We start from the raw sequence: 24986 nt of genomic DNA, 5'->3' as shown, positions 1-24986 counted from the left end.
ATGAGCGCACACGAGCCACGCCCCCGGTGAGCACCGCCACGATCTCTGCCGGGAGTTCGATCGAAGCGGGCCTGATGGTGCTGCACGGCAACCGCCTGGAAGACCTGCGCGATCTGCTCGCCGCCTGGCTGGCAGGCACGCCGCTGCGGCCGCTGGAAGACGAGCTGATGCTGGTGCAGAGCAACGGCATCGCGCAGTGGCTGAAGCTGGCGCTGGCCCGCGCACCGGCGGATGGCGGGCTGGGCATCAGCGCGGCGATCGACATGCAGTTGCCCGGGCGGTTCCTGTGGACCGCCTATCGCGCGGTGCTGGGCCGCGAGGCAGTGGCCTCCACCTCGCCGTTCGACAAGTCGCGGCTGACCTGGCGGCTGCTGCGGCTGATTCCGCAGCACGTGGACGACCCCGACTTCGGCCCGTTGCGCGATTACCTGCTGGCCGGGCACGCCGAAGCCGACGGCTTGCGCCAGTACCAGCTCGCCGCCCAGGTTGCCGACCTGTTCGACCAGTACCAGGTCTATCGCGCGGACTGGCTGGACGACTGGGAACACGGCGACGACGTGCTGCGCGACGACCTGCGTGGCCGGCGCACATCCATCGAGGCCAGCCATCGCTGGCAACCGCGATTGTGGCGCCTGCTGCTGGACGACGTCGGTCCCGCCGAACGCCGGCAGCATCGCGCCGCCGTGCATCGCAGCTTCGTCGAGCGCCTCGCCACCGCAGCCGAACGGCCGGCGGCGCTGCCGCGGCGCATCGTGGTGTTCGGCATCTCCTCCCTGCCGCAGCAGACCCTGGAGGCGCTCACCGCGCTGGCCCGTTTCAGCCAGGTACTGCTGGTGGTGGCCAACCCGTGTCGCCACTACTGGGCCGACATCATCGAGGATCGCGAGCTGCTCAAGGCGGCGCAGCGCCGCCACGCCGGCAAGCCCGGCCTGCCGCCCGAACCGCGCTTCGAAGACCTGCACCAGCACGCCAACCCGCTGCTGGCCGCCTGGGGCAAGCAGGGCCGTGACTACATCCGCCTGCTGGACAGCTTCGATGCGCCGGCCGCGTACCGCGCACGCTTCGCCGCACTGGGCCGCGACATCGACCTGTTCGACGATCCGGGCACGGACACCCTGCTGCACCAGGTGCAGCAGGCGATCCTCGACCTGGAGCCGCTGCCCGCCCACCCCGCGCAACGCCGGCAGCTGATCGCCGGCGACGACTCGCTGCGCTTCCACGTTGCGCACAACCCGCAGCGCGAAGTGGAGATCCTGCACGACAACCTGCTCGCCCGGTTCGAGCAGGCCGAGCGCGAGGGCAAGCCGCTGGCGCCGCGCGACGTGATGGTGATGGTGCCCGACATCGCCGCCTACGCACCGCACATCCAGGCCGTGTTCGGCCGCCTGCCGCCGAACGACCCGCGCCACATGCCCTGCAGCATCGCCGACCGCCCCGCGCGCGGCACCGCGCCGCTGCTGGTGGCGCTGGAACAACTGCTGCGCCTGCCCGAATCACGCTACGCCGCGGGCGACATTTTCGACCTGCTGGACACGCCCGCACTGCGCTGCCGTTTTCAGCTGGATGAGGCCGGCCTGCCCGTGTTGCGCCGCTGGATCGAAGGCACCGGCATCCGCTGGGGCCTTGACGGCCCGCAAAAGCAAAACCTGGGCCTGCCGCCGGAGGAACAGAACAGCTGGCGCTTCGGTCTGCGCCGCATGCTGCTGGGCTACGCGGTGGGCGATGGCGAATCACTGGACGGCATTGCCCCCTACGGCGAAGTGGCCGGCCTGGACGCCGCCCTGGTCGGCCCGCTGGTGCAACTGCTGGATCAGCTCGACCACTACGGCCGCCTGCTCGCCACCCCGGCCACGCCCGCGGCGTGGGGCGATCGCCTGCGCGGCCTGCTCGCGGCGTTCTTCGATGCCGGCCGCGACGACGGCGACGCCATCCTGCTGCAACGTCTGGCCGATGCGCTGGAAACATGGGAGCAAACCTGCCTTGAGGCGGGCTTCGGCCACGCCCTGCCACTTGCCGTCGTGCGTGAATACTGGCTGGGCGCGGTGGACGAAAGCCATCTTTCGCAACGCTTCCTCGGCGGCGCGGTGAGCTTTGCCACCCTGATGCCGATGCGCGCCATTCCCTTCCGCGTGGTGTGCCTGCTCGGCATGAACGACGATGCCTACCCGCGCCGCGCCAACGCGCCGGATTTCGACCTGATGGCCACGCCCGGCCAGTCACGCCCCGGTGACCGCTCCCGCCGCGAAGACGATCGCTACCTTTTCCTCGAAGCCCTGCTCGCCGCCCGCGACGCACTGTACGTGAGCTGGGTGGGCAAGAGCGCTCGCGACAACAGCGAGCTGCCGCCGTCGGTGCTGGTGGGGCAATTGCGCGACTACCTCGCCGCGGGGTGGAAAATAGAGGGGCAGAGTGACTTTTCCGATGACCGCTCGCCAGCGTCGGCCGCCACGAAAAGTGACTCCGACCCCCTTTTGTCCCTCACCACCGAGTACCCGCTGCAAGCCTTCAGTCCCAGCTATTTCGATACCGCCAGCGATGCGCGACTGTTCACCTATGCCGGCGAATGGCAGCGCGCACGCCAGGTCGCACCGGCCGGCGGCGACGCCCCGCTCCAGCCCTGGCAGCGCGAAACGCCGTTGAACCTCGCCCTGCTGCAGCGCTTCCTCAAGTCGCCCGCCAAGGTGTTCTATGCCGAACGCCTCGGGGTGCACTTTGCCGGCGACGATGAGGTCGACACGGACAACGAGCCCTTCGCGCTGGATCATCTGGAGAACCACCAGTTCACCGACGCCCTGCTGCGCACCGCCATCCATGACGGCCACGACGCGGTGGCACCAGCCATGCAACGCCTGCACGAGCAAGGTGCGCTGCCGCCGGGCAGCTTCGGCGCGCTGACGCTGGAGCCGATGGAAGCCGCCGTCGAGCGCGTCGCCACGCGCTGGCAGGCACTGGACGCGCACTACCCGCGCACCGGCAACACCTGCCTGCTGCGCGCCACCGCGCACGGCCTGATCGTGGAAGACGGCCTGGACGACCTGCGCGAGGATGAGCACGGCAATCTCACCCGCCTCATCGCCACGGCCAGCAAGCTCGTGGACAAGAAGGCGCTGCGCCACGACAAGCTGCTCGCCCACTGGGTCGCGCACCTGCTGGCGAACGCCAACGCACTGCCCGCCACCACCTGCATCGTGGCACCGGACGCACTGGTGCAGTTGCTGCCGCTGGACGTCGCCACCGCAAAGCACCACCTCGACGACCTGCTCGCCGCCTTTGCCACCGGCATGACCACGCCACTGCCGATCGTGCGCAAGAGCGCCTTCGCCTGGCTGCAGGTCGAGGCCGCGAACCAGGGGGCCGACCCCGACAAGCAGAAAGATCCCTTCGTCCATGCCAGCAGGGTCTACGACCACAGCGATGGCCCGCACGGCCACGGCGAGGTGGACGAGGAACCCGCCCTCGCCCGCCGCTGGCCCGACTTCGCCACCCTGCACGACGCCGGCTTCGAACGCTGGCTGCACCTGTACCGCCCCCTGCTGGACGCCGCATGCGTCATGGAAGAAACCGCATGAGCGCCGCGCAAGCCCTGAACCCGTTGCGCCTGCCGCTGACCGGCACCCAGCTGATCGAAGCCAGCGCCGGCACCGGCAAGACCTGGACCATCGCCGCGCTGTACCTGCGCCTGGTGCTTGGCCACGGCGGGGGCGCGCCGCTACTGCCCGCGCAGATCCTGGTGATGACATTCACCAAGGCCGCCACCGCCGAGCTGCGCGAGCGCATCCGCACGCGCCTGGCCGAAGCTGCCGCCGCCTTCCGCGACCAGGCCGCGCCGGATGATTTCCTGCGCGAGCTGATCGCCGGATACCCCGGCGCCGAACCGCGCGCCCGCGCCGCGCGCCAGCTGGAACTCGCCGCGCAATGGATGGACGAGGCCGCCGTGTTCACCATTCACGGCTGGTGCCAGCGCATGCTCACCCAGCACGCTTTCGCCAGTGGCGAGACGGCCAGCGCAGATGCCGTGGCCGACGAGGCGGACCTGCTCGCCGAAGCCGTGCGCGACTACTGGCGCGGCCATGTGCTGACGCTGGGCATCGAAGCTGCCGCGCTGTACGCGCAGTCGTGGGATACGCCCGACGCGCTGCAGGCCGCGCTGAAGCCGCTGCTGCCCCACGTCGAGCGTCTGCAATTGGACGGCCAGCCGCTGATTGCCTTGCGCGATCCCGGCGACCTGCTGACCGCGCAGGCCAAGGCCCTGCACACCGCCGAGATGCGGGCGCGAAGCCTGTGGCTGCAGCACGCCGATGCCATTGAAGCGCTGCTTCTCGTGGCCTCGCAAACCAAAGTGTTCGACGGCCGCCGACTGCAAGCCCGTGGCTTGCCCGGCCATCTCGCCAGCATGTTCGATTGGGCACAGGGCAACGCGCTCGACGACGCCACGCTGGAGCGCTTCACGCCGGCCTATTTCGCCGAGCGCACGATGGCCGGCAAGCAGCCGCCCACGCATGACGCCTTTGCGGCGGTCGAGCATCTGCTGGCCGCGCGCCGGCAGGCCGCGTCGCTGCCGCCACTGCTGCTCGCGCATGCCGCGCCCCGGGTGGCGAAGCGTACGGACCAGGCCCGCCGCAAGCAGGCCTTGCTCGGCTACGACGACATGCTCAAGCGCCTGGATGCCGCCCTGCGCGGAGCTACCGGCGATACCCTCGCGCGCCTGATCGCCACGCAATACCCGGTGGCGCTGGTGGACGAGTTCCAGGACACCGACCCGCTGCAGTGGCGCATCTTGCAGCGCGTCTTCCACGGCGCCGAAGGCAAGGCGCTGCTGCTGATCGGCGACCCCAAGCAGGCGATCTACGGCTTTCGCGGCGCCGACATCCACACCTATCTCGCCGCGCGCGACAAGGCCGCCAGCCCGCACTGGACGCTGGACACCAACTACCGCTCCACCGATGCGCTGGTGAAGGCGGTCAACCACGTTTTCGAGTTCGCCGACCAGCACGCCACGAACGGGCGCGTCACGGGCGCCTTCGGCTTCGGCGCAAAGCTTCCCTTCGTCGCGGTGAACGCCAGGGGCCGCAAGGATCGGTTTCAACTCGACGGCGCCGACCTGCCGGCCATGCAAATGGCCGTCCAGACGTCCGCCACCACCATCGGCGCCGGCGACTATCGCGAGACGCTTGCCGCCCACGCCGCCGCGCAGCTGGTGGAATGGCTCACCGCCGCGCGGCAAGGCCGCTGCGGCTTCGTCGGCGAGGAGGGCCGGCTCACGCCGTTGCGACCCGGCGACATCGCCATTCTGGTGCGTGACAGGAACGATGCCGCCGCGATGCGCGCGGCGCTGCACGCGCGCGGCCTCGCCCACGTGTACCTCTCGGACAAGCAATCGGTCTACGCCAGCGGCGAGGCCAAGGAGCTGCAAACCTGGCTCGCCGCCTGTGCCAACCCCGGCAACGACCGCGCCATGCGCACCGCGCTGGCCACGCCGATGATGGGCCAGAGCCTGGCCGAGCTGGATCGCCTGAACACCGACGAGGCCCATTGGGAAGGCTGCGGCGAGCACTTCCGCCAGCTGCATGCGTTGTGGCGACGCCATGGCGTGCTGGCCATGCTGCACGAACTGCTGCACCGCTTCGGCGTGCCCGCGCGCCTGCTCGCACGCGATGGCGGCGAGCGTGCGCTCACCAATCTGCTGCACCTGGCCGAGCTGCTGCAACAAGCCGCTACCGGGTTGGACGGCGAACACGCGCTGATCCGCCACCTCGCCGCGCAGATTGCCAACCCCGCCGGTGGCGAGGCACCCGAAGAACAGATCGTGCGACTGGAAAGCGAAGCCGCCCTGATCAAGGTGGTGACCATCCACAAATCCAAGGGCCTGGAGTACCCGGTGGTGCTGCTGCCCTTTGTCTGCGGTTACAGGGAAACCGACGGCAGGAAACCGCTGCTCTGGCACGACGAACACGCCGTGGCGCACTTCGACCTGCGCCCCGGCAATGACGCCTGGCAAGCCGCCGAGATCGCGCGCCTGCAGGAAGACCTGCGCCTGCTCTACGTCGCACTCACCCGCGGCCGCTATCTGTGCTGGCTGGGCGTGGGCTGCCTCAAGGACGGCGCAAAGAAGGATTCCGGCCTGCACAAATCCGCCTTCGGCTACGTGCTGGCCGGCGGCAACATCATCGAGGCCGGCGAGCTGATGCCCACGCTGCAAACGCTGACCCGGGGCCAGTCCGCCATCCAGCTCGTCACCCTTCCCGAAGCCGCGGGAACCCGGCGCTACCAGCCCGAGGACAACACCAGCCAGCCACGCCCCGCGCGCCAGTGCACGCTGCCCGCGCACACGCCGTGGTGGATCGCCAGCTACAGCGCACTGGCCCGGCACGACGAAACCGCACCGCACGCCGCACCGGAAACCGCGAGCCAGGCCACGCTGGCCGAAGCCGTGCAGACGGAAGCCGACATCGAGGCCTCCGCATCCGCGCCGGGCATTCACGGCTTCGAGCGTGGCGCCGCGCCCGGCACGTTCCTGCACGAGCTGCTGGAGCACTGCGCCGAGGAAGGTTTCGCCCGCGCCGCCGCACCGTCGCCGCTGCTGCGCGACACCCTCGCCCGCCGCTGCCAGGCACGCGGCTGGAAGCACTGGATCGAACCGCTCACCGCCTGGCTGCCCGCGCTGCTGCGCACGCCATTGCCGCTGCCTGGCGGCACCCACATGGCGCTGACCGCGCTTGCCGATCCGCTGCATTACCGAGCCGAACTGGAGTTCTGGTTCGAGGCCAATCTCGTGCAGGCGCAGGCGCTGGATCGCCTCGTCACCGCGCACACGCTGGATGGCGCACCACGTCCCGCACTGGCGCCCAACCTCGTCAACGGCATGCTCAAGGGCTTCATCGACCTGGTGTTCGAGCATGAGGGCCGCTGGTACGTGGCCGACTACAAATCCAACTACCTCGGCAAGGACGCCGCCGCGTACACCGATCAAGCCATGCGCACCTCGGTGCTGCAGAGCCGTTACGAACTGCAGTACGCCATCTACACACTGGCGCTGCATCGCCAGCTCAGGGCGCGCCTGCCCGACTACGACTACGACACCCACATGGGCGGCGTGCTCTACCTCTACCTGCGCGGGGTGGATGGCAGCGGTCGCGGCGTGCATCGCGAACGGCTGCCGTTCGCCCTGGTCGACGCCCTCGACCAGCTCTTCGCCTCGGGGGGCACCACGCATGCGGCATGACATGCTCTCCTCGTTGCTCGACCACGCATTGCAACAGCAGCGCCTGCGCCCGCTGGACGTGGCCTTCGCGCGCTTCCTGATCGAACGGGAACCGAACATCGCACCCGCACTCGCCTGGCTGGCCGCGGTGCTCAGCCGGCAACTGGCCGACGGTCATCTCTGCCTCGACCTCGCCGGACTCGACGCGCTGGCCAACGAACAGGACTGGCCCGATGACTGGCGTGCACTGGCCGACACGCTGCGCGACGACCCGCCCGCGTCTTCGCTGCTCGCCGCCGGCGACGGTGGCGAACCGGCCAGTGCGCCGCTGGTCCTCGACGGCGGGCGACTCTACCTGCGCCGTTACTGGAACCACGAGCGCGAGGTGGCGAAGGGCATCCTGGACCGCGTGGCGCGCGCGGAACCGCCCTCGCCGTACCTGGCCGAGGAACTGGCGCGACTGTTCCCGACCGCTGCCGGCGACACACTCGACTGGCCGCGCATCGCCTGTGCGCTGGCCGCGCGCAGCGGCTTCGGCGTGATCACCGGTGGCCCCGGTACCGGCAAGACCACCACCGTGGTGCGCCTGCTCGGGCTGCTGCAGACCCTGCAATGGCGCGCACAGGCGCCGGCGCTGCGCATCCGCCTCGCCGCACCCACCGGCAAGGCGGCGGCGCGGCTCAATGCATCGATCAGCGCTCAGCTCGCCCGACTGGATGTGGACGACGCCGTGCGCGCCACCGTGCCCGCCGAGGTGGCCACCTTGCATCGCCTGCTGGGCGCCCGCCCCGATACCCGGCGCTTCCGCCACGACCGCACCAACCCGCTGCCGCTGGACGTACTCGTGATCGACGAGGCGTCGATGATTGACCTGGACATGATGGCCGCCGTGCTCGACGCGCTGCCCGCGTCGGCGCGGCTGATCCTGCTGGGCGACAAGGACCAGCTCGCCTCGGTGGAGGCCGGCGCGGTACTGGGCGACCTGTGCCGGCGTGCCGACGGTGGTCATTACGATGCCACCACCGCACGGTGGATCGCGGCCACCAGCGGCGACGACATCGGCGACTTCGTGCAGGCCGATGCACAGCCGCTGGATCAACACATCGCCATGCTGCGCGTGAGCCATCGCTTCAGCGCCGCCAGCGGCATCGGCCGGCTGGCACAGGACGTGAACATGGGTGATGCGGCCGCCACATTGGCGCTGCTGGGCGCACCTTGCGACGACCTCGCCTGGCTGCCCGCTGCCGACGTCGGCACGCTGCAAGCGCTCGTCATCCATGGCACCGCGGCGCCCGGCGGCGCCTGCGGCTACCGCCACTACCTCGATACCTTGCACTCCTGCCGCCCGGCCACCGACGCCGGTGACGACGCCCACGCGGACTGGGCCACCAGCGCCCTGCAGGCGTTCAATCGATTTCAGTTGCTGTGCGCGCTGCGCCACGGACCGCATGGTGTGGACAAGCTCAACCAGCTCGTCGCCGAAGCGCTGCACGCGCAGGGATTGATCGACGCCAGCAGCGGCTGGTACGAAGGTCGCCCGGTGATGGTCACCCGCAACGACTACGCGCTGGGCCTGATGAACGGCGACATCGGGCTGTGCCTGCGGCTGCCTGTCGCCGGTGGCGGCAGCCGGCTGGCGGTGGCCTTCCTCGCCGCGGCAGCAGGCGGCGGCACGCGCCTGCGTCTGGTCGCTCCCTCGCGCCTGCCCGAAGTGGAAACGGCCTACGCGCTCACCGTGCACAAATCACAAGGCTCCGAGTTCGAGCATGCCGCCCTGGTGCTGCCTGCAGCCATGAACCCGGTGCTGACCCGCGAACTGCTCTACACCGGCATCACCCGCGCCCGCCGCTGGTTCAGCCTGCTCGGCAGCGAAGCGATCATCGCTGACGCGGTGGCGCGCCGTACCCGCCGCCACTCCGGCCTGGCCGAGCGGTTGGCGCAGGATGGCGGCGATCGCGACGACCCCGCGCACCTCGCCGGCTGACCGCCACACGGCGGCCCTTCCCTGCCGCCACTCCCCCTTTGCAGCCTCCTTGCCGCCCCTTCGTCATCCCGTTGTCGCCCCGACCATCGATCCTTCCCCACCGTCATTCCCGCGAAGGCAGGAAACGCACCTGGAGGGCGGAGCATGCTGCCATCCGTTCGCCGTAAAGAATGTGACCTTCATTGCAGCGTGTATCGCCACACGCTACACTTGAGCCATGATAATCGGCTTCCGCCACAAGGGACTTGAAACCCTGTACCGGACAGGTTCTGCTCGTGGAGTGCAGGCTGCGCACGTTCCCAAGCTCGGTCGCATTCTGGCGGCGCTCGACGCAGCCACGTCACAGGCTGAACTGAACCAGCCTGGTTACAAACTCCATCCACTCAAAGGGGCACTGAAAGGCCACTGGTCCGTGTGGGTCAATGGCAACTGGCGTGTCACGTTCCGGTTTGTCGGCACCGACGTGGAGCTGGTCGACTATCAGGACTACCACTGAAAGAGGTCATGGCCATGATGAAGAATCACCCGCACCCCGGAGAGCTTCTGCGCGAAGACGTGCTGCTGCCGCTCGGCATCGAAGTCACTGATGCCGCACACCGGCTCGGGATGTCCCGCACCACGTTGTCGCGCGTCATCAACGGCCGTGCCGGGATCAGCCCGGATCTGGCGATCAGGCTGGAGCGCGCCGGCGTGAGTACCGCCCGGTTCTGGATGACGCTGCAGGCCAACTACGAGCTGTCGCTGGCCGAGCAACGGAAGCAGCCGACCGTGCAGCGCCTGCAAGCCGTGGCATAAAGCCCGGGAGGGCGCAGGGACCGAACACGCCCCGGAGAAGGGGCGTTTTCCCGCGCAAAATGCAGAATCGAAGGCGTTCCCATCCGCCTGAATTGCCGCCCGACGAAGACAACCGCATCCTCACGCGCGAATTGGTTTACACCGCCATCTCGCGCGCCAGGCGATCTACGTGAGCGCCTCGCCGCCTCGCAACTCGACACCGCTCGCTGCCAATCGCCTTGAGCGTGAACCGCAGGACTGTTGGAGATGAGCCTCGGCCGCAGGGACTTCGATGACACTCGTGTCAAAAAAAAGCGCCGGCGCGGAATCCGCGACGGCGCCATGTTCAATGCCTGGGCCGGCTCAGCTCGGCGTGCAACTCCCGGTCGTCAGCGATTTCGTGGTGACGCTGCCCGAGCCGTTCACATCGAGCTGGACGCCGGGCACCTTGGCGGTGATGGTGCCGGCACCGCTGCTGCCGCTGCGGTAGCAGGTGGCGAACACCAGTGGCGTGCTCGGCTTGAGCTGGCCCTGTTGGCCGAAGGTGACGATGGTGCCGCTCTTGGCCTGGATCGACACGTTGGTCTGCGGATCGGTGGCGCGCAGCAGGATCGAGCTGGCTGCTGCGTAGGCCTTGTTGGCCGAGGCCGCGCCGGCCGGGTAGGTGTAGACGATCCAGCCCTGGTCGTACACCGTGCCGCCCGAGGTGCAGCCCGAGGTCTTGTCGCCCGGGCACATCGACACCAGTTGGCCGCGGGTGATCGCTTCGCTGCGCGCGTAGTTCACGCTGGCCAGCAAGGCGTTGCTGGCCGAGCTGACCTGGTTGCGATGGATCACGTCACGGAAACTGGGCACGGCGATCGCCAGCAGGATCGCCATCACGGTAATCGTGATCATCAGCTCCAGCAGGCTGAAGCCGCGCGCGCGGTTGGGCATGGCATTCATGGCGATCACCAGCAGCTGCCGTTGCTGTTGGAGGAGGCCGACGCCGGGTCGGGCCTCTTCACGCCCGCGTTGTCGATCGTCAGCGGCCCGCACACGTCGTTGGCCTGCCCGCCGACCGGCGTGGCGGTGGCCACGAAGGCTTGCGACGAGGAGCTGGCTACCACCGTCACCGAGTAAAAGCCCTTCTCGGAGATCGCCGGATTATCGAAGCCGATGTCCGTGAGGCCGCCATAGGCATTGGCCGTGGCGTAGTAGCGCTCCTGCGCCGTGGCCACGCGCAGCAGCAGCTCCTGCCCGTCCGCCCGATGCGCGCGGAACGCGTAGCGCCCGTAGGTCGGGATCGCCACGGCGGCGAGCACCGCGATGATCACTACCACGATCATCAGTTCGAGCAGGGTGAAGCCGCGCATGCGCCCCATCGCCATTCCCCTTGGCTTGCCGTCACAGGTCATTGTTCAACTCCCGCCATGAGCGTCGACGCCAGATCGCGTCATCGATGTTGAGGTTGCCGCCGCCCTGCAGCTCCAGGCCAGGGATCAGCAGCTTGCCGCCGCCGATCACCGACGCCACCGGCACCGAGCCACCGGTAGGCGGATTGTTGACCAGGCCGCCCACGGTACTTACCCCTGTGTTCCAGCCACCGGTCGGACCGGACGGGCTGGACAGGCCGCCACCCGCGCCACCGGTGGCCGCGTTGAGCACCATCAGCGCACCGCCGATGGTGGCGCTGCAGGGGTCCTGGCTGCCCGGGATAAGAGTGGTGATGATGGCACGGTTGGTGTTGAACAACGCACCGGCGGTGACCACCATGCGCTCGCCCGGGGCGGTGGACAGATTCAGGTCGATGTACCACCCGTTCTGCGCCAGGGTCAGCGAATTGTCGGTCAGGCCGCGCAGCGTGTTGAGCCCGTTGGCGGACTGCGCCTCGTACAGCGTCTGCTGCTGCAGGTCGGCCTTGACCGCCGTGATCGGGTTGCCGCTGGTGTCGAGCTTGTCGCGGATGCCGTAGATCGACTGGGTCTTGGCGCTGTTGCTGGTGTTGTCGTCCGCACCCAGGTACTTGCCGGTGCCGAACACCACGATGAAGCGGTTGGTGGCCGGATCGGGGAACAGTCGCGGCATTACCGTGATCGGCTGGTCGCCCTGCACGGCGGGCTTGAACGCCAGCGTCACATGCGCCTGCCAGTTGGCCGGGTTGGGATCGGTCAGGTCGAAGCGCCACAGGTTGCCGTTGAGGTCGCCGGCAAACGCCACGTCGTCGATCTGGTCGTTGTTGTAGTCGCCCAGTACTACCGACGACAACCCACCGCTGGTGACACCGCTGATCGTGGTCAGCGTCTTCAGTTCGCGGATCATCGCGCCGGTCTGCGCATCCAGCACGAACAGCGCGCTGTAGCCCTTGGAGGCGGCCGCCAGCGTCACGCAGTTCGCGGGACGATCGGATTTGCTGCAGTCGGGGAAATAGCCACCCGGCACCAGCACCACCCATTTGCCATTGGCCAGGCGGCCGATGTTGGGCTGGCCGAAGGTGTAGCCCAGGTCGGCCGGATCGCCCACGCCGCTCACCGCCGGCGTATCGGCATTGAACTCCCACAGAACCTTCTGCCCGGCATTCGCCTCGGTGACGTCGGCGGGATTGGTGATGTCCAGCGCATAGACGCCGCGGCCGCCCAGGCGCAAGCCGCCCACCAGCAACGTATGCCAGCCCTTGGTGGTCACGGCCGGGGTGGAGGTATCGGCGCCAAAGAACACGTCACGCGTCACCGGAGTGGCATCGACGGTCGGCGCAAACTTGAAATTGGTTCTGGCCGTGAGATTGCCCAGGTTCGGATACACCGTGCGCGGCACGTAGGCGAATATCTCCTTGCCCGCGTCGGCGTCAGGCACCGCCACCGGTGGCGTCGACGAGTCCAGCACCATCTTGGCGTTGAACGCGTGCAACATGCCGTCGTTGGCACCCACGTACACTGCGGGCGTGCGATCCTGGTAGATCTTGGCGAATGCCTCGTAGCTGTGGCAGGTGGTCAGGGTGGGCGCCGTCACGACGCAGGTGGTGTTGTCGTTGGCCATCGCGGTGGCCTCGGGCGAGCCCGCCGGCCAGCCGCTGTGGTAGCCGCTGGACGGCGCCCCCACGTACAGGGCCTGCGAGTTGATGATGGCGCCGAGCAGGCTGCTGCGCGTGCGGTAGACAGTGCTCTCCAGCGCCCTCGAACCGCGCAGGTAATCCAGCCGGGCCTGGCCCGTGTCCGTGCTGCCGGTGCTGGCCGGCAGGCCGCTGAGCAGGGCCTGCGCGCTCAGATAGCTGCTGCCCGTGCTGGCGGTCAGGTTGTCCAGGCCGGTGAAGGTGCGAAAAGCGGTGCCGCCATCGAACGACCCATCCGCCTTCTCCTTGGCGCTGAGGATCTGCCGGTTGGCCGGCGGCGTTTTCGTCGCGTCAGTGAGGATCACGCCCGCATCCCACTGCAGGCCCGCCACGGTGCCGTCGACGTTCGCCGTGATGGCCTGGAATACACCCGTCCAGTCGCCGGAACTGTAGCCCGAGGTGAAGCCGATCGCACCCTGCACCAGCACGCTGGTGTTCAGCGCACTGGTGGTCGCCGGCACGTTGCGTGCGCTGATGTTGGTCAGGATGTTGGTCAGCTGGTCGACCAGGTTCTGCGGGTTGGCCGCGTTGAAGTAGGCGCCGCGGCTGTTGACGGCGGCGTGCCAGGTGTCGTCGATCGCTGCAGGATCGTTGTTGATCGGCCGCGGCCAACCCGTACTTCCGCTGGAGTTGGTCTGCCCGCGCCGCAAACGGCATAGATCGTTGTTGGCATCCGTGCAGTCGGCGTCGGTCGAATGGGTCAGGTTGCCGGGTACGCCCAGGGTCACCATGTACTGCACCAGGTGCGGCCAGTTGGCGGGATCGTTCTTCGGGTTGAAATACTTCTCCAGGGCCGGCGAGGTGGCGCCGGTGACCACGCCCGTGGTGGTGTCGGGCATGTACGGCGGCACGATCTTGCCCTGGGATGGCTTGTACAGGTCGGGGCGCAAATTGGTCGCCCAGTAGTTGAACGCGATATTGGCCAGCGATGAGGTGTAGACGCTGCCCTGCACGTCCCAGTACACGCGAGACTCGGCGGTATTGGCAGGATAGGCGGTGCCGTCAGGCAAATTGCCCGAGACGGCCGACTGCGACGTCTGGAACGGGGTGGGCAGAGTTGGATCGCCCTCGTTCCAGTAACCGTCAGTCACCAGCATGTGGTAGTTCTGCCGGCACACCAGCTCCAGGCCGTCGGCTCCGCTGGTCTTGGGCGGATCCCAGTACGGATCCTGGAGGTTGCCGGTGCCGCCGGTATTGCCATTGCCACGCTGGAAGAACTTGCCGGCGCGAATGGTCGAAGCGCGGTTGGGCGTACCGCCGCTGGCGTCGGTCTGGAACATCCAGTTGAAGAATGCGCTGCGGTAGCAATCGGGCGGAGTCTTGATCGCGCCGGATTGCTGGATGGCCGAAGGACTGGAGGTTGTCGTCGAACTCGCATCGCATCCGGACGCATCGATCAAGCTGGTGATGATCGCGCTGCTGGGCAGCTTGAACGTGCCATCGTTGATGTTCTGCCACGCGGCGCGAATGCTGTTGCCGAAGCCGCCGGTGGCCGTGGTTGCACCGAGCGAGCCGAATACGCGCGACAGCGCGGTTTTCGTCATCAGGTTGCGCGTGCGGTAGTACGCATACCAATTGGCGAAGTTCTGCCACTGGTTGACCGACTGACCATTGATGGTGACGGTCGTGTTGGGGACGGCCACGGCCTCCCAGTTGGCGCTGCTGTAGAGGTTGCCGCGACCGGCGCTGTCCGGGTTGCCGAAAGTATCGACCGTGATGGTGGGCGCCGTGGACTTGTAGCGGTAGTAGTACGGGCCGCCGTTCGGATAGGTGTTGCCATCGGAGTCAGCGCTGCTGCCGTCCATCGGCGAGCTGCCATAACCGCACTTCCAGCGATTGTCGCTGACGACGCTCGAGGTATCAGTCGTGGTGACCGTCCATTTCGCGAAAGTTGCCGTGGCGCTGGTCTTGTCGCCGTCTATCCGGTCGTAACCCCCACCACTGCTGAGTCGGGTTTTCAGGCTGCTGCCCGAATAGACCGCTCCGATACCGCTGCCCGAGGTGGTGTAGTTGCTTATCCAGAAACGGTTGGTGCCGCCGGAACTGGTGGCCGAATTCGTCACCTGACAGGAACCCGCGTCGGCATTTGCAGGACAAGCAGTACTGTCGCCGAACTTGACGAAGATAATGGTATTGGTCTTGTAATTGATCGTGCCGGTCAGATCAGTCAGGCCGGTGGGATCGGTCGTGCCATTGGGATTGTTGCGATAGCTGGAGTAAGTGTCGGCCGTGACCGGCGAATACGGTCGGTTGACGCCAACGCCGTCCAGCCACACCGCAGCCAACGTCTTGTCCGCATTCGGGAACAACGATCCGTTTGCCTTCACTGGCGGCGAATACACGACGTTCGGGTTGTAGTACACACCGTTCATGGCCTTGGAACGGACGTCGCTGCTGGACGTGATGCGCGGATCGATCACGCCGGCGCAGCGCCACGGCCCGCTCCAGCTGCCACCATCGAACGGCCGGTTGTCGCCCATGTAGTTGCTGGCCATCGACCCCGAATCATCGAACGTCACCACGATGTTCGGCGGCACCGCCTGGGTCACGTTGGGCGGCGTGGGGCTGAGCTCCACGATGCCGCTCGTCACCGCCGTGGCCGCGGAAGCGGGTGCGGAAACGAAGCTGCTGCCGGCGGCGACCAGCGCCATCACCGACAGCGTCGCGGGCACCGGGGCCGGTGCGGAAAGGCCACCCACGGCGGTGAGCACGGCGCCCATCAGCGCCGACGACATGCGTCCGGGAAGAAACCGACGACTAGACATGGCTTGAATACTCCGACTCAGTTGCTCTTGGCCGCGAAGGTGCTTTCCATCACGCGCACGGTGTTGGCGCTGCCGCCCGTGGCGCGCGCGGTGATGCGATAAATGTGCCGACTGGAACTGGCGGTGCCGGTGCCGGAACTGCCGGTGGCCCCGGATTCATGCAGGCCGCCGCTGACCCCCGGCGGCAGCTCCACGCCAAGGTCCTCGATGATGTAGCGCGGGTTCTGCGCGAGATCGCCCGTCGTGGCGCCGGTGTAGTCGACCGAACCGCCGTAGCCCTTGTACTCGGTGGAGCCTGCCGTGACCCAGCCCTGCTTGGTGCGGAAGTCGACCACGTTGGCGATCGGGTTGGCCGGGTCGTAGACGTAGCAGTCGGTGAAGATGCCGGTGCCGCAATTGAGATGGGCAGTGACGTTGGTGGTGCTGGTCCACAGCTTCCACTCGGCCCCGCGCAGCGCGGTGAGCGCGCTCATGTCCGCCTGCTGCGCGTTGTGCAGGCCGCCGGCCATGCGCTCCTGCAACAGCGAGCGGCCGGAGGCGCTGATCGCCAGGATGGTCAGCAGAATCAGGAAGATCAGCGCCACCACCAGCACCGCGCCACGCTGGGCGTGCAGGCCGGTTCGCATTGATCGTGGTTTGTTCGGCATCGCCATGACTTGGCTCCAGGAAAACATCATGCGGCAGCACCGGTGGGCGCCGCCGCTTTCATCACGGGTTGTAGTTGCGCACGGGCACCAGCACGCTGAACTCGCGCCGCAGCAACTGGTCGGGGAAGCCCTGGTCGCTGGGTCTGATGGCATGACCGGACGGCGGCAGCAGGCCGGTGTTTGCGTCGGCGCTGTAGCGGTAATTCAGCTGGTTGCCGGTGAGCGTGTACAGCGGCGTCTGGCCGTCCATCAGCAGGCTGACCTCGATGCTCTTGATGCTGCGCCACAGGCAACCGGTGGCGGTGATCGCATTCAACTCGGCCGGTGGGCAACTTGCCGCGGGGGCGGCGTCGACCTGGGCGGCAGTGAGGAAGCTGGTCTTGCCGGTGTTGTCCTGCACGCCGTAGCGGAAATCCAGCCGCTCGACGCCTCGCACCAGCTCATCCTCCGAGCCGCCGCGGCCGGCCGTACCGCCGTTGACCCTTCGAATCAGTGCACCGGTGAACGGTGCGTTGCCGTCATTGTTGACGCTGACCAGCTTGAGGTAATACGTGACGGTCTGGAAATCACGGTTGACGTCGAACACCTTGGGCGCCGACTCCGGCTCCTGCGCGGTCGGCAGGTTGGCCGCGCCGGTGCCGAAGCCATCGGTGGTGTTGGCCAAGGGGGTGATCACGCCGACGCTGCTGGCGGTGGCCGGGAAGATCTGCGCGTTGGAGCAGTCCGCCAGCATGAACAGGTCGCCGTTGGCGGCATTGCTCACCGGCGGTTCGCCGGTACGCTGGACCAGCGTGATCGAGGTGATGGTGGCCGCGCTGCTGCTGGTGGCCAAGGTGCTGCCGGTGACGCCCGCCGGGACGATGGCCCAGCCGGCGGCAGGGTTGACGTAACGCACGGTGAGCACGTCGGCGCCCTTGACCCGATTGTTGATCGCGGTACCCATCGCCGGGATGGTGCTGATGCTGGTGTTCGGATCGACCGGCGTGCAGGCGGTGAGCGTGCACTCGTAGCCACGCATGAACAGGAACGACGGCATCGTGTACGGCGCCGCGGGTGCAGCCGGATACGAACCGGCGCCCCAGGCGGTGGTGACGTCGCCGAACGCGCCACTGACCGCGCCAGCGGCACCGATCAGGTTCTTGGCGTAGACCTTGGGCGCGCGGATGTGATCGAGCGCATTGCCGCCCGTGCCGATCTTGGCCACGCCGCCGGTGTTGGTGCAGTACTGTCCGTTGGCCATCCGCAGGTCGGTGCCCATGCGGGTCACTGCGAAGCGCCCCGCCTCCTGCAACTGCGCCAGCTGGTTCTGCGCCTTGTTGCTGCTCGAGGTGGAGGCGAACACGGTGACGATGCCGGCGGCCACCAGCAGGCCCAGCACCATCGCCACCATAAGTTCGATCAAGGTGAAGCCGCGCGAATGGCGAGGCAGCATGCGGAACGCGCTCATGGCTGGAACTCCCACGAGAAGGACTGTGGCTCGCTGGCACGCTTGGTTTGGTCACCGGTGCCCTGCTCGTTCCAGGTGATTTTCATCTTGCAGCTGCCGCCATAAGGCGGCTGCATGGCCAGCTGCGAGGTGGGGTCGTAGCCGGCGGTACCCACACCGCCGCAGTCGATGCTGGCCGACGGGCCGGGCAGGAAGGTCTTCAACTGGCTGCTCCACAGGCGCTGGTCGTGGGTGGCCAGCTCCGCTGCATCGCAGGCCGAGCCGGAGCCGCAGCCGATCGAGCTGGAGGAGACCGGATAGGTGGTGCTGTTGTAGTTGCCGTTCCACACGCCGATCGGGTTGGCACTCATCCGCGCCGCCATGCTGTTGGCGAGGAATACCACCTGGGTGCGCACGTAAGCGGCGTGGTTGGAGCGCGTGGCCATCACCATCAGGCTGGCCAGGCCGATCAGGCCGATGCTGAAGATCAGCACGGCCATCATCACCTCGATCAACGAGATGCCTCGCTGACGCGACAGGACTTGCATGGAATTCTCCCTGATACCCCTGAGTGCAATGTACCCATCGCGCGAGGCGCGGCCAGCCCCCAGCCGACCGGCGGTAGGAATTGGCCGATGAGCGGTGCGGTCGTTGTCGGAAAGGGTGAACCCGATCACGCGGCGAGAGGAGCCTTTAAAGCCCTTCTCCCCTCGGCGACCGCAGGGAGTCCCCTTGCGGGTGAGAAGGTGGCCCGAAGGGCCGGATGAGGGTGCGGGGAGAAACCTGCAGCCACGCCTCGACCCCGAACCCTCACCCCAACCCCTCTCCCGCAGGGAGAGGGGCTTTTCTCGCCCTTCTCTCGCCAGCGACCAAAGGGGGAGGCTTCAATGCGCTGGCGGGCGATAATGGCCAGCGGTCCAACTCACTGCCGCAAACCTTCTGGACAATCCGCATGCCTCTTCGCCACACCCGCCCCGCCACTCCGCCCGCACGCCGCGCCACGGAACCCCGCCGATGACCGCCGACCGCCTCGACATCTGCCGTCCCGACGACTGGCACGTGCATCTGCGCGACGGCGCCACGCTGGCCTCGGTGGTCGGCCACACCGCGCGCCGGTTCGGCCGCGCCATCGTGATGCCCAACCTCAAGCCGCCGGTGACCAACGTAGCGCAGGCGGAGGACTACCGCCGCCGCATCCTCGCCAGCCTGCCGCCCGGCGCCCACTTCCAGCCACTGATGACGCTGTACCTCACCGAGGCCACGCCGGTGCAGGAGATCGAGCGGGCAAAGGCGAGCGGCAGCGTGTTCGCGGTGAAGTACTACCCTGCCGGCGCGACCACCAATTCACAGGATGGCGTGCGCGATCTGGAGCACGTCAACAGCGTGCTGGAAGCGATGCAGCGCCACGACCTGCCGCTGCTGCTGCATGGCGAGGTGACCGACCCCGCGATCGACATCTTCGACCGCGAGCGCGTGTTCATCGAACGCCACCTGATGCCGCTGCGCGCACGCTTCCCTGCCCTGCGCATGGTGCTGGAACACATCACCACGCGCGACGCGGCCGAGTACGTCGCCGCCGCCCCGGCCAACCTGGCGGCCACGATCACCGCGCACCACCTGCTGCTCAACCGCAACGCGCTGTTCGCCGGCGGCCTCAACCCGCACCACTATTGCCTGCCGATCCTGAAACGCGAGGTCCACCGCGCCGCCCTGGTGAAGGCGGCGACCAGCGGCAATCCACGATTCTTCCTCGGCACCGACAGCGCGCCGCACCCGCGCCACGCCAAGGAATCAGCCTGCGGCTGCGCCGGCGTGTACAGCGCGCACGCCGCGATCGAGCTGTACGCCGAAGCGTTCGACCAGGCCGGCAAACTCGACCGACTGGAAGCCTTCGCCAGCTTCCACGGCCCGGATTTCTATCGCCTCCCGCGCAACCAGGAGCGCCTGCTGCTGGAACGCAAGCCCTGGACCGTACCGACCGAGCTCGCTCTGGGCGACGCCACCTGCGTGCCGATGCGCGCGGGGAGCACGGTGGCGTGGTCGCTGGTCGAGAGTTGACCGTCGAGGGGCCCGGCGCCGCCCCACGGACGGACATCCGCGACCGTGCCTGCGCCGGGTTTCACGGCCGCAAAAGCAAGCGGCCCGATCCGGAGATCGAGCCGCTTGCGTGTGCCGTGTCTGGTGCCGGAAATAGGAATCGAACCTACGACCTACGCATTACGAATGCGCCGCTCTACCAACTGAGCTATTCCGGCAAAGAGCCGTGGATTTTACGGTGCCCGCGGTTGCCGCGCAACCGCGTAGGGCGGGCACTGCCCGCCGACCCTTGCGTGTTCGCGGCGAAGCGGCGGGCAGTGCCCGCCCTACGCCCTTGCCTTGTTTTTGTAGGAGCGCACAGGGTGCGCTCCCACTCGCATTGGTTCGCCGGCACTCATCGCGACAACCGGATGTCCTGCGGTGACGGCGTCAGAAGCTGGCCGAACCGCTGGTGCCGACCACGCGCAGCTCCTTGGGCAGGGCGAAGGTGATGCTCTCCGGCTCACCGTCCAGTTCGCGCACCGCGCCCGCGCCCCACGACTGCAGGCGGGCGATCACGTCGCGCACCAGTTTCTCCGGCGCGGAGGCGCCGGCGGTCAGGCCGATGCGTTGCACGCCATCGAGCCAGTGGCGCTCGATGTGTTCGGCGCCGTCGATCAGGTAGGAGGGCACACCCTGTTTCGCGGCCAGCTCGCGCAGGCGGTTGGAGTTGGAGCTGTTGACCGAGCCGACCACCAGCATCAGGTCCACCGAGTCGGCGAGCCTGCGCACGGCGTCCTGGCGGTTCTGCGTGGCGTAGCAGATGTCGTCCTTGCGCGGCCCCTCGATGCTCGGGAATTTCGCGCGCAGGGCCTCGATGATCGCCTTGGTGTCGTCCACCGACAGTGTGGTCTGGGTGACGTAGGACAGCGCGTGCGGGAATTTCGGCACCAGCGTGGCGACATCCTCCAGCGACTCCACCAGCAGGATCTGCCCGGGGTTGGCCGGGTTCCACTGCCCCATCGTGCCCTCGACCTCCGGGTGGCCGGCGTGGCCGATCAGCACCACGCTGCGGCCGATCCGGCCCAGTCGCGCCACCTCCATGTGCACCTTGGTCACCAGCGGACAGGTGGCGTCGAACACCTTCAGCTGCCGCTGTGCAGCCTCCTCGCGCACCGCCTGCGACACGCCATGCGCGCTGAAGATCACGGTGGCGCCGTCGGGCACCTCGTGCAGCTCCTCCACGAACACCGCACCGTCGGCGCGCAGCTTGTCGACCACGTAACGGTTGTGCACCACTTCGTGCCGCACGTAGATCGGCGCGCCGTAGGATTCCAGTGCGCGTTCGACGATGGCGATGGCGCGATCCACGCCGGCACAGAAGCCGCGGGGGTTGGCGAGCAGGATGTCCAAGACGACCTCGATTCAGAGTCCCGTAGGAGCCCGCTTGCGGGCGATGCTTTTGTTCCTGGCGTCGCGGGAAAAGGCATCGCCCGCAAGCAGGCTCCTACCGAAAGCCTATTATCACACGCTGTCCGCGGGCTTGCCGGCAAACAATCCGAATACGACCAGCATGACCGCACCCACGGTGATGGCGCAGTCGGCGAGGTTGAACACCGGGTAGTTCCACTGGCGGAAGTACACGTGGATGAAGTCGGTGACCTGGGCCGCATGCAGACGATCGACTAGGTTGCCCAGCGCGCCGCCGATGATGAAGGCCAGCGGCAAGGCGGTGCGCCAGTCGCGCCGCGGCGTGCGCCCCAGCCAGGCCACCAGCACCGCGCTGATCGCCACCGCCAACACCACGAAGAACCAGCGCTGCCAGCCCGCGCCATCGGCAAGGAAGCTGAACGCGGCACCGGTGTTGAACGCCAGCGTCCAGTTCAGGAAGCCCGGGATCACTTCATGCGGCAGGCCCATCGGCTGCAGGGCGCGGATCGCCCACCACTTGCTCAACTGGTCGAGCGCGATGACGGTGACGGACAGCCACAGCCAGGGGAGTGCGTTGGGTTTGGGATTCATGGAACAGGCTCGGCAATGAGAAGTTTCGGCGTTCGGCGCGGGAAGAGCCGGCGGGCGGTGCCCGCCCTACCGCTCCGTCGTAGGGCGGGCACCGCCCGCCGCTCCTGCAATCCACAAAACGTGGTTCAGAACCAGCGACGATCCTCGCCGGGCCCTTCGACGTTGCTGACGCAGCGGCCGCACAGCTCGGGATGCTCGGCGTGGCTGCCGACGTCGTCGCGGCGGTGCCAGCAGCGCACGCATTTGGCGGCATTGCTGACGGTGGCGGAAACCCATGCTTCGGCGCCTTCCACTTCCACCTTCATCGCCTCGTCCGTGCGCGGCGCCAGCGGGGCCAGGGTGAAGTCCGAGGTGATGAAGAAGAAGCGCAGCTCGTCGGCCACCTCGGCGTAGCGTGCCGCCAGCGCAGCGTCGGCATGCACGACCAGCTTCGCCTCCAGCGCCGCGCCGATCCGCTCGGCCTTGCGCATGCCCTCGAGCACGCGCGAGGCGCCGTCGCGGATCGCCAGCAGGTCGGTCCAGTAGCGGCGCTGCTCCGGCGAGGCCTGGGTCGCCGCCAGTCCGTCGTACCAGGTTTCGAACAGCACGCTGTCGCCCCGCTCGCCCGGCAACTGCTGCCAGATTTCCTCGGCGGTGAAGCCCAGGATCGGCGCCAGCCAGCGCACCATTGCCTCGGCGATGCGGTACATCGCGCTCTGCGCGCTGCGCCGGCCGCGGCTGTCGGTCGGCATGGTGTAGAGCCGGTCCTTGGTGATGTCCAGGTACAGCGCGCCCAGCTCGTTGGTGCAGAAGTTCTGGACGCGCGCCACCACCTCCGGGAAGTCGTAACGCTCGTAGGCCGCCACCACGGCCTGCTGCACGTCGAACGCCTGCTGCACGGCCCACTGGTCGAGCAGCAGGCTGTCTTCCACCTTCAGCAGATGCTGCGCCGGATCGAAGCCGTCCAGATTGCCGAGCAGGAAGCGCGCGGTGTTGCGGATGCGCCGGTAGCTGTCGGAGACGCGCTTGAGGATCTCGTCGGAAACCGACATCTCGTTGCGGTAGTCGGCGGAGGCCACCCACAGGCGCAGCACGTCGGCGCCCAGCGTATCCATCACCTTCTGCGGCGCCACCACGTTGCCCAGCGACTTGGACATCTTGCGGCCGTTGGCGTCCACCGTGAAGCCGTGGGTGAGCACCTCGTCATACGGCGCGCGGCCGTGGATCGCCGACGAGGTCAGCAGTGAGGACTGGAACCAGCCGCGGTGCTGGTCGGAGCCTTCCAGATACATCACCTTGTACTCGTCCGCGCTGCCGCGCTGCAGTTCCGGTCGCTGGCCGATCACGGCGAAATGCGTGACGCCGGAATCGAACCACACGTCGAGCACGTCGGTGACCTTCTCGTAGTCGTTCGCCTGATCGCCCAGCAGCGTGGCCGGATCGAGCGCGAACCACGCATCGACACCGCCCTGCTCCACGATCCTGGCCACCTGTTCGAGCAGCGCGACGGAATCGGGGTGCGGCTCCTGGGTGACCTTGTGCACGAACAGCGCGATCGGCACGCCCCAGGTGCGCTGGCGCGAGATGCACCAGTCCGGCCGGCCGGCCACCATGCCGGCGATGCGCTCCTCGCCCCAGCCCGGCACCCAGCGCACGTCCTTGATCGAGGCCAGCGCGGTCTTGCGCAGGTTCGCCTGCTCCATCGAGATGAACCACTGCGGCGTGGTGCGGTAGATCACCGGCGTCTTGTGCCGCCAGCAGTTCGGGTAGCTGTGCTCGATCCTGGCGAAGGCCAGCAGCACGCCGCGTCGGCGCAGCACGTCGATGATGGCGTCGTTGGCCTTCCAGATGTGCATGTTGGCCAGCTCGACGCCGTCGGCGGCCGGCGTGTCGGCGTGATACGCGCCGCGCGAACCGACATAGTTGAGCAGGCCGATGCCGTACTCGCGCGCCACCACGAAATCCTCCACGCCGTGATCGGGCGAGGTATGCACCGCGCCGGTGCCGTCCTCGGCACTGACGTGGTCGCCGAGGATCACCGGCACTTCGCGCGGGTAGAACGGATGGCGCAGCATCTGTCGTTCCAGCGCCTTGCCTTCGGCATGGCCGAGCACGGTCGCCTGCTCCATGCCGTAGCGTTGCGCCACGTTGTCGACCAGCGCGCTGGCGACCGCCAGCAGCACGCGGCGGCCGTCGCGCGCCGGCCCTTCGATCAACGCATATTCGAGATCCGCGCCCAGCGACACCGCCTGGCTTTCCGGCAGCGTCCACGGCGTGGTGGTCCAGATCGGGATGGCGACGATGGCATCGCCTGCGTCGACGCCGAATTTCGCGGCGAGCGCCTTCGCATCGACCGCGTCGTAGGCCACGTCGACCGCAGGCGAAACCTTGTCGCCGTATTCGATCTCCGCCTCAGCCAGCGCGGAGGCGCAATCGAAGCACCAGTACACCGGCTTGGCGCCGCGCAGCACGTGGCCGTTGGCCACGATGCGCGCCAGCGCGCGCAGCATGTCGGCCTCGTACTTGAAATCCATGGTGCGATAGGGGTGCTCCCAGTCGCCGAGCACGCCAAGCCGCTTGAAGCCGGCGCGCTGCGTGTCGACCTGCTCGGTGGCGTACTCGCGGCACTTCTGCCGGAACGCGGCGGCGTCGAGCTTGTCGCCCGGCTTGCCGAACTTCTTCTCCACCGCGATCTCGATCGGCAGGCCGTGGCAATCCCAGCCCGGCACGTACGGCGCGCGGTAACCGGCCAGCAGCTTGGACTTGACCACCATGTCCTTGAGGATCTTGTTGACCGCATGGCCGATGTGGATCGCACCGTTGGCATACGGCGGGCCGTCGTGCAGCACGAACGCGCGCTCGCGATGGGCAGTCTTCTGCTGGATCTGCGCATAGCGGCCCACCTGCTCCCACTGCGCCAGCCAGCCCGGCTCGCGTTTCGGCAAATCGCCGCGCATCGGGAAATCCGTATGCGGCAGGTTGATGGTGCTCTTGTAATCGTGGGTCATCGCGTAGGTGCCGTTGAAGGTGTTGCGGCCCGCCCATGGGCGGGCAAAGGCTTCTAAGTTAATGGATGCGCGGGCG

The 24986-nt window shown here is 67.8% G+C and carries 15 protein-coding genes and 1 tRNA gene; 6 read left to right on the top strand and 10 right to left on the bottom strand.

Annotation, left to right across the window (positions count from 1 at the left end):
* Positions 1–26 precede the first annotated feature (26 nt).
* The 5 genes from recC to ACVCL9_RS02610 all read left to right on the top strand — a co-directional run bounded on the left by recC (position 27) and on the right by ACVCL9_RS02610 (position 9980).
* Positions 27–3569: an exodeoxyribonuclease V subunit gamma gene (gene recC / locus ACVCL9_RS02630; protein ID WP_447099228.1), complete on the top strand. Its 3543-nt coding sequence runs from the start codon at positions 27–29 to the stop codon at positions 3567–3569.
* A complete protein-coding gene (recB, locus tag ACVCL9_RS02625; RefSeq protein ID WP_447099229.1) occupies positions 3566–7222 on the top strand; it encodes an exodeoxyribonuclease V subunit beta in 3657 nt (1218 codons plus the stop codon). Before recC ends, recB begins: the two co-directional genes overlap by 4 nt.
* 1 nt (position 7223) lies before the next feature.
* Positions 7224–9185, top strand: coding sequence for an exodeoxyribonuclease V subunit alpha (gene recD, locus ACVCL9_RS02620; RefSeq protein WP_447110625.1), 1962 nt, complete (start codon positions 7224–7226; stop codon positions 9183–9185).
* A 217-nt stretch (positions 9186–9402) separates the two neighbouring features.
* Positions 9403–9681, top strand: a complete 279-nt coding sequence (locus ACVCL9_RS02615; RefSeq protein ID WP_447099231.1) for a type II toxin-antitoxin system RelE/ParE family toxin — start codon at positions 9403–9405, stop codon at positions 9679–9681.
* An 8-nt stretch (positions 9682–9689) separates the two neighbouring features.
* Complete coding sequence (locus tag ACVCL9_RS02610) at positions 9690–9980, top strand: HigA family addiction module antitoxin (RefSeq protein ID WP_447099232.1); 291 nt, start codon at positions 9690–9692, stop codon at positions 9978–9980.
* Positions 9981–10322: 342 nt separating this feature from the next.
* On the opposite strand, the gene ACVCL9_RS02605 is transcribed toward ACVCL9_RS02610, so the two are convergent.
* The 6 genes from ACVCL9_RS02605 to pilV all read right to left on the bottom strand — a co-directional run bounded on the left by ACVCL9_RS02605 (position 10323) and on the right by pilV (position 18433).
* Complete coding sequence (locus tag ACVCL9_RS02605) at positions 10323–10904, bottom strand: GspH/FimT family pseudopilin (protein ID WP_447099233.1); 582 nt, start codon at positions 10902–10904, stop codon at positions 10323–10325.
* Positions 10905–10909: 5 nt separating this feature from the next.
* Entirely contained in the window at positions 10910–11323 is a 414-nt protein-coding gene (locus tag ACVCL9_RS02600) for a type IV pilin protein (RefSeq protein WP_447099234.1), read from the bottom strand.
* 22 nt (positions 11324–11345) lie between these two features.
* Positions 11346–15812 (bottom strand): pilus assembly protein, encoded by a 4467-nt coding sequence (locus tag ACVCL9_RS02595; RefSeq protein ID WP_447099235.1) that lies wholly within the window; start codon positions 15810–15812, stop codon positions 11346–11348.
* A gap of 17 nt (positions 15813–15829) precedes the next feature.
* Entirely contained in the window at positions 15830–16438 is a 609-nt protein-coding gene (locus ACVCL9_RS02590; RefSeq protein WP_447099236.1) for a pilus assembly PilX family protein, read from the bottom strand.
* An 82-nt stretch (positions 16439–16520) separates the two neighbouring features.
* Complete coding sequence (locus ACVCL9_RS02585; RefSeq protein WP_447099237.1) at positions 16521–17906, bottom strand: PilW family protein; 1386 nt, start codon at positions 17904–17906, stop codon at positions 16521–16523.
* Positions 17903–18433, bottom strand: coding sequence for a type IV pilus modification protein PilV (gene pilV / locus ACVCL9_RS02580; RefSeq protein ID WP_447099238.1), 531 nt, complete (start codon positions 18431–18433; stop codon positions 17903–17905). Before pilV ends, ACVCL9_RS02585 begins: the two co-directional genes overlap by 4 nt.
* A gap of 466 nt (positions 18434–18899) precedes the next feature.
* On the opposite strand from pilV, the gene pyrC reads away from it, so the two are divergent.
* On the top strand, positions 18900–19943 hold the full coding sequence (pyrC, locus tag ACVCL9_RS02575) for a dihydroorotase (RefSeq protein ID WP_447099239.1): 1044 nt from the start codon (positions 18900–18902) through the stop codon (positions 19941–19943).
* Between the two features lie 121 nt (positions 19944–20064).
* Here the strand turns inward: pyrC and ACVCL9_RS02570 are convergent.
* The 4 genes from ACVCL9_RS02570 to ileS form a co-directional block, all read right to left on the bottom strand.
* Positions 20065–20140 (bottom strand) — tRNA-Thr (locus tag ACVCL9_RS02570).
* Between the two features lie 211 nt (positions 20141–20351).
* A complete protein-coding gene (ispH, locus tag ACVCL9_RS02565) occupies positions 20352–21314 on the bottom strand; it encodes a 4-hydroxy-3-methylbut-2-enyl diphosphate reductase (protein ID WP_395117515.1) in 963 nt (320 codons plus the stop codon).
* A 111-nt stretch (positions 21315–21425) separates the two neighbouring features.
* Positions 21426–21923, bottom strand: coding sequence for a signal peptidase II (gene lspA / locus ACVCL9_RS02560; RefSeq protein ID WP_447099240.1), 498 nt, complete (start codon positions 21921–21923; stop codon positions 21426–21428).
* Positions 21924–22048: 125 nt separating this feature from the next.
* Positions 22049–24910, bottom strand: a complete 2862-nt coding sequence (gene ileS / locus ACVCL9_RS02555; RefSeq protein WP_447099241.1) for an isoleucine--tRNA ligase — start codon at positions 24908–24910, stop codon at positions 22049–22051.
* Positions 24911–24986 lie beyond the last annotated feature (76 nt).

Source organism: Rhodanobacter sp. UC4438_H5, assembly GCF_052978405.1.
This window is presented reverse-complemented; position numbering and strand designations above follow the sequence as displayed.

Bases quoted from the DNA above. Each gene is read 5' to 3' on its own strand.
- ACVCL9_RS02595 (WP_447099235.1), bottom strand. From the start codon at position 15,812: ATGTCTAGTCGTCGGTTTCTTCCCGGACGCATGTCGTCGGCGCTGATG.
- ACVCL9_RS02585 (WP_447099237.1), bottom strand. From the start codon at position 17,906: ATGAGCGCGTTCCGCATGCTGCCTCGCCATTCGCGCGGCTTCACCTTG.
- recD (WP_447110625.1), top strand. From the start codon at position 7,224: ATGCTCTCCTCGTTGCTCGACCACGCATTGCAACAGCAGCGCCTGCGC.
- ACVCL9_RS02610 (WP_447099232.1), top strand. From the start codon at position 9,690: ATGGCCATGATGAAGAATCACCCGCACCCCGGAGAGCTTCTGCGCGAA.
- pilV (WP_447099238.1), bottom strand. From the start codon at position 18,433: ATGCAAGTCCTGTCGCGTCAGCGAGGCATCTCGTTGATCGAGGTGATG.
- ACVCL9_RS02605 (WP_447099233.1), bottom strand. From the start codon at position 10,904: ATGAATGCCATGCCCAACCGCGCGCGCGGCTTCAGCCTGCTGGAGCTG.
- ileS (WP_447099241.1), bottom strand. From the start codon at position 24,910: ATGACCCACGATTACAAGAGCACCATCAACCTGCCGCATACGGATTTC.
- lspA (WP_447099240.1), bottom strand. From the start codon at position 21,923: ATGAATCCCAAACCCAACGCACTCCCCTGGCTGTGGCTGTCCGTCACC.
- ACVCL9_RS02615 (WP_447099231.1), top strand. From the start codon at position 9,403: ATGATAATCGGCTTCCGCCACAAGGGACTTGAAACCCTGTACCGGACA.
- recB (WP_447099229.1), top strand. From the start codon at position 3,566: ATGAGCGCCGCGCAAGCCCTGAACCCGTTGCGCCTGCCGCTGACCGGC.
- ACVCL9_RS02590 (WP_447099236.1), bottom strand. From the start codon at position 16,438: ATGCGAACCGGCCTGCACGCCCAGCGTGGCGCGGTGCTGGTGGTGGCG.
- ACVCL9_RS02600 (WP_447099234.1), bottom strand. From the start codon at position 11,323: ATGGGGCGCATGCGCGGCTTCACCCTGCTCGAACTGATGATCGTGGTA.
- pyrC (WP_447099239.1), top strand. From the start codon at position 18,900: ATGACCGCCGACCGCCTCGACATCTGCCGTCCCGACGACTGGCACGTG.